Source organism: Paenibacillus polysaccharolyticus (assembly GCF_023714295.1).
Taxonomy (GTDB): Bacteria; Bacillota; Bacilli; order Paenibacillales; family Paenibacillaceae; genus Paenibacillus; species Paenibacillus polysaccharolyticus_A.
Genome location: NZ_JAMAUN010000001.1, coordinates 1,011,488 through 1,024,774, shown reverse-complemented (window position 1 = coordinate 1,024,774; position 13,287 = coordinate 1,011,488). Strand labels below are relative to the sequence as shown.

Below are 13,287 nucleotides of genomic sequence, written 5' to 3'. Positions count from 1 at the left end.
CGCTCCTCAGTTTACAAATGATGCTTCATTTTCGTTACCCCAATCTCTTTAATTCATTCGTGTATATTTCTAAACTCTCGTCATCAAAACAAACAAATATTACTTTCTGAATTTTTGTTTGATTTTTCAATAGATATTGTGATACCTCATCCAAGGCCACATTACAGGCTGATTCTTTGGGATACTTATATATGCCTGTACTTATATTAGCAAAAGCCAAGCTGGAGACGCTATGAAGATCAGCTTGCATTAACGAATTTTTATAACAGTTTCTAAGTTTTTCTTCTTCATTGTTTTTTCCACCATTCCAAACAGGGCCTACAGTATGAATCACATATCGGCATTTCAGATTACCCCCAGTCGTTACTACTGCTTCTCCGACTGCACAACCACCTCGTTGATTCCGGATCTTTATACAATCATCTAATAATGCTTTTCCTCCAGCTTTATGAATAGCACCATCTACTCCGCCCCCTCCCATTAAACTAGTATTAGCAGCATTGACTATAGCATCCACTTCTATTTTGGTTATATCTCCTCGAACTAGTTGAATTATCGAGTCATTAAACATTGCTTCCATGGTTGCCCTCCGGTCACATCATTATTTCTACTTTTTTGTCTTACTACGTTCCCCCTAACCATGCTAAACCAAGGGCGAATTCCCCTTTCAAGGATATAATAGGAATGTTGTTATTCACTTAAAGCTATTACATGGTTTCTATATTCCAATTTTCTGCAAAAATATAGATTGATCCATAAGTGTTTGAAGACGCTGATCCCGAGAAATAAAACAGTCTTTTATCCGTTATAGTGCCTACCTGGCTAATCTTTAAATGCTTCAAAGCAAAGCTGATGTTCGGTACTTCCCCATCTGACAAAATGCAAAAATCCTGAATACGACCTAGGTTCTCAATAATTGTCCCTTCTTCTGTCTGATAAAAACAACTACCTACGTTGTAAAAAGTCAGTTCTGCTTTTTGATAATCCCAAGAATCAAGTTTGATATGAAGAACGACTTCCCTTGGATCATTCACAGAAATTGAATCTATGGTTGATTCATGGAAACCGAAACCATTAAAATCTGAAGGTAATGAGCTATAGGGAAAAAATAATGGCATTCCATCTAACCCTTTCAAGTTTGGAGACTTTCTTGGCCAACTTAGGCATTCCAGCCAGAATAATTGATAATCAGCAGTAGAATTATCTAACTTACTTAGTTCGTTCAATAGCTCGTTGTGATGAATATTCCATACTTCTTTGGTTAACAACCTAATTTTATTATATGTACTTGTGTAGTCCTTTTCCTCAACCAAGTAATTAGCAACATTGTATACAAGCTTGGTAATGGTATTTATTTTGTGCTTCATCCTGATCACCCCAACATCATATCTGCGCCAATTTTGCCTAAAGTTCCTGTGTTCACTCCGAATTGTTAATCATCTTCAAGATGATCAATCCGATCCTTGATTCGTTCTTCAGAAAAACCAAACCAAGTCATTTCAACCAAACAAAGTGCGACGATTTGTTCATTTGAGAATTGATGTCTTTTTTATCCTTATCATCATTATAATCAATCGAGTCTATATGAATAATCATTTCAACCACGTTAGTTGCAGAGTTTTGTAAAAGAATGGATTCATATAGTATTAAATAATTTTCTTTTATTTGAGACATATCAGGATAATATGTAATCAAGTTATCCCAAACGGCATCGAAAGTAACACGCTCTAAGATCTCCTTAAAAGTAATCAATTCATTGTACTCCTATTCTTTATAAGACTTTCAATGGTTAGGGTAGCGTTTAATTGCTAATCTGAGAATTTAATAGGTACAGTGGCCACTATTTCTCATTTACTTTATACCAAATTTTGTAGCCCTCAATGTTTGTTTCTGAATAGTCGCTAGCGTTGGATGTTTTGAAATATCTCGCATAATAAGCATGTTCAATGGTTTTCGTGTCCTCATCCGTATTCATATCAAGATAAATTTTGGATATTTCCAGTCCCCATTTCACGCTACGAGCAATCTCATTCATGTTATCTACTGTTGTAAATCTCTCGACTACTGTAAGAATTGCTTCCAGTTCTTCTTTACTCGGTTCTTTGCTCATGTCTATTCTGCAAGAGAGATCTGGACGGGTAAACGTAAAATCAACTTTTTCAATCGACGGAAAAAGTTCCTTCAGCTCTTTTGTTAATTCTTTGGTGGAATCGGTATGGATCTTATGTGTAGTACTGCAACCTGTTATAAGTAGAAGGACACCTATCAATATAGGAATTAATTTACTCATCCTGGACTCCAATCATTGAGTATTTGTACAGATTATTCTGAGCAGCCCAGCTTCCATGATCTATCAGATGTCCTGCTCATATCTCATGGCTACATCAATAAGTGATCTATCCAATGTTTTTAATATCTTTCCAAATGATTGTGAATTGATGCCTTCAATCAAAGGAGAATAAAATACGATTACATTGATCTCTTCGTTAGCCACATTTAATCCCTTCGCTTTGAAAAACCTTGCTGAATATTTATTTTCAAATCGATCTGTGGAACAAGTTTCTTCTCCCGTAACCTCACTCACCTCAATGGATATCCTGAAATATTCCTCAAATTCAATGCGATCCTTAATTAACGTCCATCGGAATAAGGTAATCTCTTGACCATCAGGTCTCAAATAGGCATGACATCCTGTGCTATCCGCATGAAATTCTAACTGTGTATCTTCAAATGCATCATAGAAAAACGCTTCAGACGACCAAACTCCTATAAGATCATCATTATAAAAAAACTGCACTGGCTCACTCATATAAAATACCTCATTTAATTATTTCGCTTCATATTACGTATAATCAGTTCTATAGATTTCTTGGTTGAATACTGATCAAAATGTGAATGCCCTGAATACGAGCTTGCTAAGTATGCACATTGATGAATTAATAGTTCGTATCCCAGCTGAGATGCATTAATGATGGCTAAATCTTTGTTCGCCATGACTCTCAATTGTTCATCGTGTTTCCAATGTTGCCAAGTCTTCCACATTGATTCATCGTGAGAATCTATCAACGGAATTGTATAAGTTCCTGACTGTGTATGCTTTATCACTGTTTTTAGATTTTTTAAATCTTTTTGATTTATTGGAGTTATCGCACCGTTAAATACCAAGAGATCACAACTTAAATCATCTTCTCTCGCAAAATAAATAATGTCGTGAGTATACATGGCGTGCTGAAATAAACTGGCTAATAAAAACATTTCAGGACAGGCCCTAGCATCTACTAACAGTAGATGACCCAGCTCTTCTCTTACTTTGATATTTATATCCTTCTGTCTTAAGACTACTGCTGTCCATACAGCACTTTGAAATTTCATCTGTATTCTAGGAATCGTAATTGTCGGGGACATAACGTACCTCTTTTTAGTTTCTTTCACATGTTATTCACGCTCTAATCTTTCCAACGCCTTTCTATATTTCTCAAGTCGATTATAGTCTTCCTCCATCGGATTCTTTATTCTTGATATGTTCATATTCTCTTGAATATCAGCGATTTTCACATTTCTTGCAGTTCGATTCATTATCGTCTTCTCAATAAATTCTTCGTAACTATCCTCTGTCGATCTCGTCAACAACTGAATGGCTGTTAAAATTTCTTCCGAAAATCCTAATTCTCTTAACTCTTCAATTGTGACTTCTGAATCTTCAATGACATCATGGAGAACAGCCACGACCTTCTCTTCTATGCTTGCCACTCTGTTCATAACAGCTAACGGATGTAAAATATACGGGTGCCCACCTTTATCAAGCTGCCCTTTATGAGCTTTTAACGCGACAGATATAGCCAATTCGATGTCCAAAATAGTCAACTCCTTATTGAGATGAGCACTTCAATATATTCGGATACTCTGCTTTCAAAATTTTGATTAATTCTTCATCCATGAATTGATAATCATCTGGAATATCCAGACAGATTAAACATTTATCTTTTAGACTTGTTGGAAATTTTTCCTTCAATCTTCTCACATGTTTTTTCTCCATAACAAAAATTAATTCTGACCATCCAATGTGCCCTCCCGTAACCTTGATTCTTGCTCCAGTTTCGGTTCCTGCCGACCTTACTTCATATCCGTTGTACCCTTCAAAAATTTTCTCAGCAGTTAAGCTACGCCATTTATTCCGGCTGCAAATAAACAGTAATTTGATGTCATCTCACCTATCCTTTTTGATTATTCATTTGTTTGACTTACTATTTTAGGACAAATATTTTCGATATAGTCATTTTCAATGGCCTCTTCTATCCAAAGCACCCTAGTTTCTTCTTCATTGTAGATAGCATGCTCATATGTAAAAAGTTTGAATCTATAGTCATTCAGCCCCCCATTCTTTGGTACTACTATGCTTCGATAAGTAATCCTGTCCTGATTAATAATATGTATTAAATCGTCTCGATCATGAGGCTTATACCAATAAACTAATTCATTTTCGACAAATGAATAATTCATTTCAAAAACTTTCTCTTTGCTCCTTATTATTGTTCGCTCTTCAATATATGCCCGATCCTCAGGAAATGCCCGAAAATTACATTCAAAATAAGGAAATAACAAGTCATGGTCTGCATCTATAAACTTACTTAAAATTGTTGCTTCTTCTTCAGTTGTTAAGTTGAAATTGTAAATAGCCAGATTCTCAAAAATCAACATTGTATTCACTCCCATGAATGGATAGTAGTCTAATCTGATATTATCTACCTCGGATTTGTTTCTTTAATAACATAATTTGTCCAATATGATATGCACTATGAATACTTAGATTAGAAACAACTCCCCACCAAGGAGCATTAAAATATTCTGGGAGTTGCTTCGTGAATTTAGATTCATCTGTTTCTTCTAAAACAACTCTCCAACTGATAAAAACATGCTCAAGTCTATTTAATGTTTCCTTCCAGCCAGCACCATTCAATTGATCTTCATTCAAAGCAAAAGTTTCATCATTGTTGATTCCATGATTTAATACAAATTCTCCGACCTTATAACGCTCAAGCCATTTCTCATTCCAATAAATAAGGTGATTCACGATGGACCAAATGGTTTGTTTATTATCATCCTCAGTCAATGCTTCTTCCATTGTTACATCTTTCAATATGTCCTCCAGCGGAATAAACCAGCTTTTATCGTTATAACATGCCGATATTTGATCTGTTAAAATGGATTTATAGCTCATCATTTGATCCTCTTCTCTTCATTCATTCTAAGTGTTAATTTCTTCAGTAAACGTCCTGCATTTATAATACAAGCTTAGTCCATGCCACATTAAACTACCTGCTAAAATCCATATCAATATACGGGATATCATGCTCGATATTATTCAGATAGAATTTCAACGCTTCCTTGTCCCAATCACTCCAGTTGTTGTAATTATCAAAATTATAACTTCTATAAATCGCGGAAACTACACCAAACTGTCTAAGATTAATAAAATCAGGGATTAATTCTAACCATGTATGATCTATTGTATTTTCTTTAACATAACCATCCATAAAATTATAATAATACCTCTTAGTTATCTCTAACCTTTGCTTTCCATCGACTACCCAAGGGATTGGAATTTCATAAAATAACGGGATAGCAATATCACTCACAAACCAACTGTATTCGGCTTCATCAAAATCAATAAATATGACATCGTCGCCTACATTTAAGTAATTCCCATGATTTAAATCCCCATGAATCATTCCATACGAATCCGTATTCTTTGGAAGCTGACTAAGCTTTCTCTTCAGAATTTCGTATTGATGCATGACATAAGAAAGTTCCGCAGGTAAATATTCTTTTATATGGATCAAAAACTCTTTTTCATGCCATTGTCTCCTGTTTAAATGATGTATCAGATTTGAAGTCTTTGAAAGACTATGTACTTTTCCTGCATAACCACCGATTCTTTGATAGAACAGATCGCTCTCTTCAGCGATTTTAGCCTTTCTTCCACTAGAAAACTCAAAAGATGTTGCATAAAATTCCCCATCCCTGATTTCCTCTACAAATTTCCCATGAATAGATGTTATAGCTTTGGAAACAGATACATGATGAGAAGACAAGTGATTTATAAAATCAATTTCAGATAAAATCTCTTCTTCGGTTCGATGAGATTTATGTGTTATCCGAAGGACAATACTTTCATCATTTGATTTTCCAAAATAAACAAAGTTCTGAAACCCTTGCAAGTCTTTAAGACTGGATTGAATAATATTAAACTTTTGAGCTGCTTCATGAAGTACTTCCTTAGTAAATAGTTCTTTAAGACGCTTTTCCATCAAATCTCTTCCTTTCTATATCACGATCTCGTCTAACATCTACGTATTTACTTAGTTTGTATGGCTTAAGGGCTTCAGCATTTACGACTTCTACTGTGTTTGATTCATTAAAATCGAAATATATTCATCATCTCTAAGCCTTGTCACTTTACAATTCTCATTAGATTCAAATTCAACGATTCTCTCTTCAATCCTTCTATTCGTACTATCTCTAAATATGTCCTCTCGATCATAGTGAGGAAAGATAAACTTGTCGGTTACACCTAATGCCCTAAAATCCGTTATATCCATCGTATTCATCTCTGGAGTAAAGTAACCGACAATGTTAATATTTGGCCCCAGTATTAACGCGCCAGCACTTACTCCAACTATAATTACATTCTGCGAAGCCAATGTTTTAATAATTGCATCAGCACCACTTTTCTTAGCGTAATACAATAATGTATATGGATTTCCACCATTGATATATATAACATCTCTATGTACGAGAACTTGCGGGTCATCAAATTCGATATCTACAAACTCAATATGCTGAAACTCCATGTCTTTGAAATCTTGCATTGCCCTTTGTGCATATCTATTATTTTCTTTCATAGGAGATGCTGTTGTAATAATAGCGACCTTTAATTGAGAAATATCTCTATCAATATAATTCAGAAATTGATTTTTAATGTCTTCCGTATTAAACCCACAAGAGGTCAGTAACACGCTACTCATTGAATCCCCGCCCTTAATAAGGATTTATCTGATCTTCATAACCTGAAATACGCTACAAAACACCTTTGTACTCTTTCATTATCCTCGTAACAAATTCTGTTTTCCCTTCAGTATAGGCTTTGCGATTATCTCTGAATTCAGATGACAGTTGAATCTTCAAATTTGAATACTCACATACCAATAGGGGACTCTTCCTTAATATGTCCCGGAACATGATATGTCTTTGTAGTTCATTACTTTCTCTATTACATACGTACAGATGATGTTTGTACTTGATAACGTTTTCAACACTGTAAGGTACGTAGTGTATTCTTCTATGACTACTGGTTTTTGATTCTCCATCGCCATCCTCCTTGAGTTTGAAAATATTTCTAAAAGATCTACGATATTCACGGCTCAAGGATACTGATTTTCCAGCTAATGCAGGGCCAAGCATGAATATCCGCAACATAAATATTATGTTATATCCCTTCACTAAAGTAGTTTCAATCTTATTTAGGATATAGTCATATTTATATACTTGTTTAATTCGTCCAGCCATCGCTTATCATCTTTCCACGTGGATAAAAACCATGACATATATCGTAATCCCAAGTATCTGGACGTAATTGTATAATTCAGTTTAAATATACCCGCCGATAGATTTAAGCCTCTCGAATTCATCAACATTCTATAGTTCTCGGCTTGAGAAAACTCTCTATACCTAAGCGCTACATCAATGTATAAGGAACCATAATGTGCTTCTTCCCAATCAATGAAATATACATTTCGGTTTTTGTGAACTAATGTATTGCCGGGGTGTAGATCGTTATGTACAAGGGTATGGGAGCTTTCATCTCTGAGAACTTTATCCATGTCCTTAACTATATGCTCTGCAACCTTATCAATCTCTGGAATAAGATCACCAAAATGACTTATAAAATCCGGATCTGATTTTGCATTATTCCAAGTCGGTCCCCATTTCTCGTTCAGTACTGATTTAATATATCTTGAATCAAGCAATGGAAGCCATTGCAATTTATAATATTTTTCAAAGTTGAACGCATGTATATCTGCCAGAGCAGCTTGTTCATTTTTTTGAAGCAGTTCGTTATCTAAATTATTGTAATCCGTTTCATAATCTACATCCTGCATGCAAAGATATTCTCGGCTGTTACTTGTCATATTTAATGTAAAACTAAATGGAACATTTGCTGATTGATCATGTAGATAATTTAATGTACGCCTTTCACTGAGTGACGCTCTCTTTGAAATAAGATTAATACTCCAATCACGAGTATCATTTCTAAGTAATATTTCATGTCTTTTAAGTTCTACAGCTGAGGTGCCGTAAGCAAGATCGTGATCTTTAATACTCAATATTTCTGCATTAGGCGATACGAAACGGTCAATTGTACTCTGCATTGTATTTCTAAGTTCTGTATTCATTGATCCTCCTTTATAAATCAGGCATTCGCCGCATAAATCTATCATTGTCTTTTATAAATTGATATTCCTCATATAATCCATGAGCATCCTTCGTTCCGAGAATACCTAATAAATTCTTATACTTGTCAGAGGTCGTAATACTTTCAATTAATTTTTTCCCTATACTTCTACCGCGATAATCTTCATCTACATATACATCACATAAATAATAGACCGTCTCATAGTCCGTAACTAACCTTGCAACGCCGACTTGTCTATTCTCATGGTACACACCAACACATTCTGATGATTGGAATGACCTTATAATCTTTTCTTTAGGTCTCTTATTAGCCCAGTAACTTCTTGATAAGAAGCCACATATGGTTTCATAATCTAATAAGGATTTATCATCAGAAATAAGAAATTCATCAAATTCAATATGCATTTTGGTCCACCCTTCATTGTAAATGAACAGCTACTGAATCAGCTTCTTTGAAACCTCATCTATGCTTCAACTCGGACCAAAGATAGACAAGGACTCAACTTGAATATATGCAACTCTCACTTAATGATGATCGAAATATCAGCTATTATGCCAATAAAACATGTAATGTGAATGCTGTTGAAATCCTAATGACTTATAAAAATGACTATCAGAAATAACATATGCTTTCTTAGCACCTAGGGAACGGCCTCTTTTTAAAGCTTCCATAACCACTACTTGGCCTAGACCCTTATGACGATACTCAGGAACCGTACATACAGGTTCAACATAAACATAATCCGTTTTCGGACTATACCATAAGCCACAGTATGCAACATATTCCCCATCTTTATTTTCAGCCACAACATGTAGAAAAGGGTTCAAATGGGTTGCGGATAACATTTCTTTTTGCTTATTCATCGTAACTTCATCAACGGGTACAGGCCCTTCGTTATCAAATGCTTGCCATAACATATGATGAAGTTTATATAAGTCATTCTTTATATCGATGTTTTTTAGGGTTATGTCTTCAGAAATTGTACCTTCAAGGCTAACATTCTCTAGCGCAAGCTCAAGTATGTTTTCCGTCTGGTCATGCTTCACAAAATGATAACTACGCAGTAAATCTACAGTATGGATATCTTTATCATTCACCGCAACCCCAAGGCCACCTTCATTACTGAAAGTAGCAATAGCATATTCTAATATATCTTTTTCGAATTCTTCAAATCCCTGTTTAGTAGCAAAAAAAGCTTCACCGAAATAATGGTCATACGTTGCTATAGCTACTAACTCATCAGCAAGATACCATAATCCAATTTTATTTTTTAAATCACGATTAAATTCAGGATGAAAAAACATCCATTCCCACCTTGCCCAGTTCCAATTAATATGTTTTCGGTCGTCTTTTGATAGTTCAATCAAAAAATCACAAACTTGTTCATAATACGAATCATCGAAATTTCTAAAAACAATTTTCATGACAATCCCCCATATTATATAAATTCTGAGCCTATTTCTGATAGCGTTCATGTATTCACGACTCAGCGTATCCTGGTTAAATCGAATAGCAACGTCTTCACCTGCGATTGTTGAACTTAAAATCAAAATAAACTCTCGTTCAGGATATTTCAACTTTAAATGTTCTTCCCAATTGACAATAAGTTTTAATCCGGTTTTTAAATTCTCTATATTTTTATGTGATTCTACAAAACGATTAAACAATTCAACTAATCGGTTAAAACAATCCTCTGCTTCCTTTTTATCTTTTAAGATCATAAATTTACGCTCACGTATAAATAGTGGGTGATTTTCAGTCCAATTCATGATAAAATATTTTGTTTATTTTTTGCTTATCCAACTCTTTAGATATCATTTCCGAAAGCGCTGACTTCCAGGAATCCGGTATTCCATCTACTATGATTAGTTTATGAGTCATTATATTTTTCCTTCTTTCTGATAATTTCACCTAACTTTTTGGTATTCATGAACTCCAGAGGAGGGGTTGTCTGTTGAAATGCCTCTTTAAACTACACCTTGCAGACCAAGGCTCCAACGGAGCCGCTGCTTGAATATTATGTTGGCTGATGTAACTGATTCCTTACTTAGACTATGAATTTCTTTATAATATCTATTTCATCTTTTAGACTTGTTTCTATTTTTTCAATCCATTCATTATTTGAATTTCTAATCTGTAATGGAAAGCTACTCTGATTCAAAATATAATATTTCAATTGAAGATAACTACTGATCGGGAAATCTTGGGCATACCATTGCTTTCTATATCCTAATATCCCATGATCCCTCAATAATACCTCCATAAATTGTACGACTTCTGATATGAATTCATTTAGATTACATTCCTCACAGAACACTAATTCCCCTGGAATTGTCTTTATCCCATCGTCATATACCGTAATATTTATTTGTATTTTTTCTTTTGATTTCATTTCAATTTTCCAGTTATGAATAGCGGGCTCCGAATTCCAATCAAAATAAACTATATTTTTAACTTCATCTTGAGGCGTACATTCAGATAGTAATAGTTCAACTGCCCTTACTAAGTCAACTAATGGTTCTGAGAGATAGCTTGGGAAAATATATATTTCTGATTCTCCAATTTGTAGATAAGCATCTGCCCAACCAATATTATTTAATGTATAAGTGAACTTCATTTTATCTCACCTTTTTAATGTTTCGGTTATTTGAGCTAATATTCGCGACATCCATTCCCCTTAAATAGCTCTTATCTTAGGGAAATGGATGTGTCCAGCTGCTTCCTCTTCTTCGAAAAACCTCTGCCGGAGCAAGTGGCGAATGCCCCGCAGTAGGAATGTGATGTTAGGTGATTTTATCAGACAGCATTGAATTAGCTCTCAGAAATTCTTTAGTTCTTTCATTATATTCCTCCCACAAATAATCTTTGTTTTCAATAATTAATTTTGGTATCTTCCATTCTTCAATCAATGACTTAATAAATTCTTGATTCGGTTTCCAATCTCTTTCAGCTTCATCTAATCCTTCTTGAGTATGTAAAGAAGCTATCCATTCTACACCTCTTACCTTACCAATTATTTCCCAATTTCTTCTAACATTTAATTGATAGATATAAACGAGAATAGGATTCATGTTTCTTAATATATCTACTAATTTACTAAATAGTTCTTCAATCTTTAGCCGGTCCATTCCCCTGTTATATGCAAAACTTAATGTATCTTGAAATAATACACTTTCGATTATAATAACTTCCGATTTATTTTTATGGGATTCTACAAAACGATTAAACAATTCAACTACTCGATTAAAATAATACTCTGCCTCCTCTTTATCTTTTAAGGTCGTAAATTTACGCTCCCATATAAATAGTGGGTGATTTTCAGTTAATTCATGATAAAATATATTGTTTATTTCTTGCTTATCCAACTCTTTAGATATCATTTCCGAAAGCGTTGACTTCCCAGACCCCGGTATTCCATCTACTATGATTAGTTTATGAGTCATTATATATTTTTCCTTCTTTCTGATAATTTTGCCTAACATTGTATTTACGAACCCCGTATATACATCTCATTTCAAACCCATATCCGAACTACATCTAATATAACCCAATTTGTTCCATCTGCGAAGTCGTCAATAGAGAAAAGCAGCCCCACAACTGCGCGTCGTTTGTTAGTACGAACTAACAAGCATACCTACAGTTACTATGGGACTGCTTGGGCTTATTTAAATCCTTACTGCCTCATACCTAAAATTTTACTCCTTACACCTAAACCTTACTTGCCACCGACACTCCACACTACGCGTTCGCTCATCGCTTTATGCTGGGCGATCAAGCACAGCTCTGCCGCTTTGAACGCGTGCTCCTGTGTCATAGCAGTCTCGGTACGATCCAGACAGTCGCGGATAAGCTGACCAAAGAAAGGATAACCGACTTTGCCTTTGACGTTGTATCTGAACTCACCCTCATGGTTAACCAGATACACCTGATCCCCTTCCGGCTCGCGTGCAATGTCGATGTACTTGCGCAGCTCGATGTAACCATCTGTACCGAGAATCACAGTACGTCCATCGCCCCAAGTGCCGAGGCCGTCCGGTGTGAACCAGTCTACTCGGAAGTAGCCGGATGCTCCGTTATCACCGATCAGGGAAGCTTCACCGAAATCCTCCAGTTCAGGGAACTGTGGATGATTGAAATTGTTGACCCGGCTGAAAGCTACCTGTGCATCACTGCACGACGCAAAGGTCAAGAACTGCTCAATTTGGTGGCTACCAATGTCACAGAGAATGCCGCCGTATTGCTGATGGTTGAAGAACCAATCTGGTCGTCCGCCCGCGTTCAAACGGTGTGGTCCTGTACCCATAACTTGAACTACTTTGCCGATGGCTCCTTGTTCAATGAGCTGTCCCGCATAGATGGCGCTTTCCACATGCAAGCGTTCACTGTAATACACCATGTATTTTTTGCCCGTACGCTTCACTTCTTCACGCGCTAAGTCTAATTGCTCCATCGTGGTGAATGGGGCTTTGTCCGTAAAATAATCTTTGCCAGCCGCCATCACTCTCATGCCGAGTGGTGCTCGATCTGATGTTATAGCTGCGCTTGCTACCAGCAACACCTCTTCATCCGCGAGTACTTCCGCTTCGGATGCGGCTACCTGTGACTGAGGGAACTGTTTACGGAACGCATCCACTTTAGCCGGGTCTGGATCATATACCCATTTCAGCGTAGCTCCAGCCTCCAGCAATGCGCCTACCATGCCATAGATATGCCCGTGATCCAAAGCCACTGCTGCGATCGTGAACTCTCCCGGTTCACACACGACCTCTTTTGTAGCACTTTTGGGTGCATAAAACATTCCGTCTTTAGCCATG

At 36.0% G+C, this 13,287-nt stretch carries 19 protein-coding genes and 1 pseudogene; all 20 read right to left on the bottom strand.

The genetic code is table 11. From position 1 onward, the window contains the following. Window positions 1-34: 34 nt before the first annotated feature. The 20 genes and pseudogenes from M3629_RS04995 to M3629_RS04910 all read right to left on the bottom strand — a co-directional run bounded on the left by M3629_RS04995 (window position 35) and on the right by M3629_RS04910 (window position 13,286). Window positions 35-580: an O-acetyl-ADP-ribose deacetylase gene (locus M3629_RS04995; RefSeq protein ID WP_251503131.1), complete on the bottom strand. Its 546-nt coding sequence runs from the start codon at window positions 578-580 to the stop codon at window positions 35-37. A gap of 127 nt (window positions 581-707) precedes the next feature. Next, complete coding sequence (locus M3629_RS04990) at window positions 708-1,367, bottom strand: hypothetical protein (protein WP_251503130.1); 660 nt, start codon at window positions 1,365-1,367, stop codon at window positions 708-710. A gap of 65 nt (window positions 1,368-1,432) precedes the next feature. Beyond that, on the bottom strand, window positions 1,433-1,498 hold the full coding sequence (locus M3629_RS28610; protein ID WP_353056734.1) for a hypothetical protein: 66 nt from the start codon (window positions 1,496-1,498) through the stop codon (window positions 1,433-1,435). Then, on the bottom strand, window positions 1,495-1,752 hold the full coding sequence (locus M3629_RS04985; RefSeq protein WP_251503129.1) for a hypothetical protein: 258 nt from the start codon (window positions 1,750-1,752) through the stop codon (window positions 1,495-1,497). Before M3629_RS04985 ends, M3629_RS28610 begins: the two co-directional genes overlap by 4 nt. 88 nt (window positions 1,753-1,840) lie before the next feature. Beyond that, window positions 1,841-2,290, bottom strand: a complete 450-nt coding sequence (locus M3629_RS04980; protein WP_251503128.1) for a hypothetical protein — start codon at window positions 2,288-2,290, stop codon at window positions 1,841-1,843. Window positions 2,291-2,353: 63 nt separating this feature from the next. Then, window positions 2,354-2,809 carry a hypothetical protein gene (locus M3629_RS04975; RefSeq protein ID WP_251503127.1) on the bottom strand — a complete coding sequence of 152 codons (456 nt, stop codon included), beginning with the start codon at window positions 2,807-2,809 and terminating at the stop codon, window positions 2,354-2,356. A gap of 14 nt (window positions 2,810-2,823) precedes the next feature. Next, window positions 2,824-3,405, bottom strand: a complete 582-nt coding sequence (locus M3629_RS04970) for a hypothetical protein (RefSeq protein WP_251503126.1) — start codon at window positions 3,403-3,405, stop codon at window positions 2,824-2,826. A 30-nt stretch (window positions 3,406-3,435) separates the two neighbouring features. Next, the gene (locus tag M3629_RS04965) at window positions 3,436-3,855 is read right to left on the bottom strand and encodes an HD domain-containing protein (protein WP_251503125.1); all 420 of its coding nucleotides are present in this window, start codon (window positions 3,853-3,855) and stop codon (window positions 3,436-3,438) included. A 5-nt stretch (window positions 3,856-3,860) separates the two neighbouring features. After that, window positions 3,861-4,201, bottom strand: a pseudogene (locus tag M3629_RS04960) (low molecular weight protein tyrosine phosphatase family protein). A 23-nt stretch (window positions 4,202-4,224) separates the two neighbouring features. Next, on the bottom strand, window positions 4,225-4,698 hold the full coding sequence (locus M3629_RS04955; RefSeq protein ID WP_251503124.1) for a hypothetical protein: 474 nt from the start codon (window positions 4,696-4,698) through the stop codon (window positions 4,225-4,227). Window positions 4,699-4,738: 40 nt separating this feature from the next. Further along, the gene (locus M3629_RS04950; protein WP_251503123.1) at window positions 4,739-5,221 is read right to left on the bottom strand and encodes a DinB family protein; all 483 of its coding nucleotides are present in this window, start codon (window positions 5,219-5,221) and stop codon (window positions 4,739-4,741) included. A gap of 91 nt (window positions 5,222-5,312) precedes the next feature. Continuing rightward, window positions 5,313-6,308 (bottom strand): phosphotransferase enzyme family protein, encoded by a 996-nt coding sequence (locus M3629_RS04945; protein WP_251503122.1) that lies wholly within the window; start codon window positions 6,306-6,308, stop codon window positions 5,313-5,315. A gap of 90 nt (window positions 6,309-6,398) precedes the next feature. Further along, the gene (locus M3629_RS04940) at window positions 6,399-7,025 is read right to left on the bottom strand and encodes a Type 1 glutamine amidotransferase-like domain-containing protein (RefSeq protein WP_251503121.1); all 627 of its coding nucleotides are present in this window, start codon (window positions 7,023-7,025) and stop codon (window positions 6,399-6,401) included. Between the two features lie 52 nt (window positions 7,026-7,077). Continuing rightward, a complete protein-coding gene (locus M3629_RS28605) occupies window positions 7,078-7,461 on the bottom strand; it encodes a GrpB family protein (RefSeq protein ID WP_353056733.1) in 384 nt (127 codons plus the stop codon). A 59-nt stretch (window positions 7,462-7,520) separates the two neighbouring features. Continuing rightward, entirely contained in the window at window positions 7,521-8,453 is a 933-nt protein-coding gene (locus M3629_RS04935; protein ID WP_251503120.1) for an aminoglycoside phosphotransferase family protein, read from the bottom strand. 10 nt (window positions 8,454-8,463) lie between these two features. Beyond that, window positions 8,464-8,877, bottom strand: coding sequence for a GNAT family N-acetyltransferase (locus M3629_RS04930; RefSeq protein ID WP_154958889.1), 414 nt, complete (start codon window positions 8,875-8,877; stop codon window positions 8,464-8,466). Window positions 8,878-9,015: 138 nt separating this feature from the next. After that, window positions 9,016-10,242 (bottom strand): GNAT family N-acetyltransferase, encoded by a 1,227-nt coding sequence (locus M3629_RS04925; RefSeq protein ID WP_251503119.1) that lies wholly within the window; start codon window positions 10,240-10,242, stop codon window positions 9,016-9,018. A 278-nt stretch (window positions 10,243-10,520) separates the two neighbouring features. After that, window positions 10,521-11,090 (bottom strand): hypothetical protein, encoded by a 570-nt coding sequence (locus M3629_RS04920; RefSeq protein WP_251503118.1) that lies wholly within the window; start codon window positions 11,088-11,090, stop codon window positions 10,521-10,523. 166 nt (window positions 11,091-11,256) lie between these two features. Then, the gene (locus M3629_RS04915) at window positions 11,257-11,955 is read right to left on the bottom strand and encodes a hypothetical protein (RefSeq protein WP_251503117.1); all 699 of its coding nucleotides are present in this window, start codon (window positions 11,953-11,955) and stop codon (window positions 11,257-11,259) included. Between the two features lie 233 nt (window positions 11,956-12,188). Next, a complete protein-coding gene (locus tag M3629_RS04910; protein WP_251503116.1) occupies window positions 12,189-13,286 on the bottom strand; it encodes a Gfo/Idh/MocA family protein in 1,098 nt (365 codons plus the stop codon). Window position 13,287: the final 1 nt, after the last annotated feature.

What these genes read in the sequence shown, in the direction of transcription:
- M3629_RS04995 (WP_251503131.1), bottom strand. Translation starts at nt 580, where the DNA reads ATGGAAGCAATGTTTAATGACTCGATAATTCAACTAGTTCGAGGAGAT.
- M3629_RS04990 (WP_251503130.1), bottom strand. Translation starts at nt 1,367, where the DNA reads ATGAAGCACAAAATAAATACCATTACCAAGCTTGTATACAATGTTGCT.
- M3629_RS04980 (WP_251503128.1), bottom strand. Translation starts at nt 2,290, where the DNA reads ATGAGTAAATTAATTCCTATATTGATAGGTGTCCTTCTACTTATAACA.
- M3629_RS04975 (WP_251503127.1), bottom strand. Translation starts at nt 2,809, where the DNA reads ATGAGTGAGCCAGTGCAGTTTTTTTATAATGATGATCTTATAGGAGTT.
- M3629_RS04970 (WP_251503126.1), bottom strand. Translation starts at nt 3,405, where the DNA reads ATGTCCCCGACAATTACGATTCCTAGAATACAGATGAAATTTCAAAGT.
- M3629_RS04955 (WP_251503124.1), bottom strand. Translation starts at nt 4,698, where the DNA reads ATGTTGATTTTTGAGAATCTGGCTATTTACAATTTCAACTTAACAACT.
- M3629_RS04950 (WP_251503123.1), bottom strand. Translation starts at nt 5,221, where the DNA reads ATGATGAGCTATAAATCCATTTTAACAGATCAAATATCGGCATGTTAT.
- M3629_RS04945 (WP_251503122.1), bottom strand. Translation starts at nt 6,308, where the DNA reads ATGGAAAAGCGTCTTAAAGAACTATTTACTAAGGAAGTACTTCATGAA.
- M3629_RS04940 (WP_251503121.1), bottom strand. Translation starts at nt 7,025, where the DNA reads ATGAGTAGCGTGTTACTGACCTCTTGTGGGTTTAATACGGAAGACATT.
- M3629_RS28605 (WP_353056733.1), bottom strand. Translation starts at nt 7,461, where the DNA reads ATGCTTGGCCCTGCATTAGCTGGAAAATCAGTATCCTTGAGCCGTGAA.
- M3629_RS04935 (WP_251503120.1), bottom strand. Translation starts at nt 8,453, where the DNA reads ATGAATACAGAACTTAGAAATACAATGCAGAGTACAATTGACCGTTTC.
- M3629_RS04930 (WP_154958889.1), bottom strand. Translation starts at nt 8,877, where the DNA reads ATGCATATTGAATTTGATGAATTTCTTATTTCTGATGATAAATCCTTA.
- M3629_RS04925 (WP_251503119.1), bottom strand. Translation starts at nt 10,242, where the DNA reads ATGAATTGGACTGAAAATCACCCACTATTTATACGTGAGCGTAAATTT.
- M3629_RS04920 (WP_251503118.1), bottom strand. Translation starts at nt 11,090, where the DNA reads ATGAAGTTCACTTATACATTAAATAATATTGGTTGGGCAGATGCTTAT.
- M3629_RS04915 (WP_251503117.1), bottom strand. Translation starts at nt 11,955, where the DNA reads ATGTTAGGCAAAATTATCAGAAAGAAGGAAAAATATATAATGACTCAT.
- M3629_RS04910 (WP_251503116.1), bottom strand. Translation starts at nt 13,286, where the DNA reads ATGGCTAAAGACGGAATGTTTTATGCACCCAAAAGTGCTACAAAAGAG.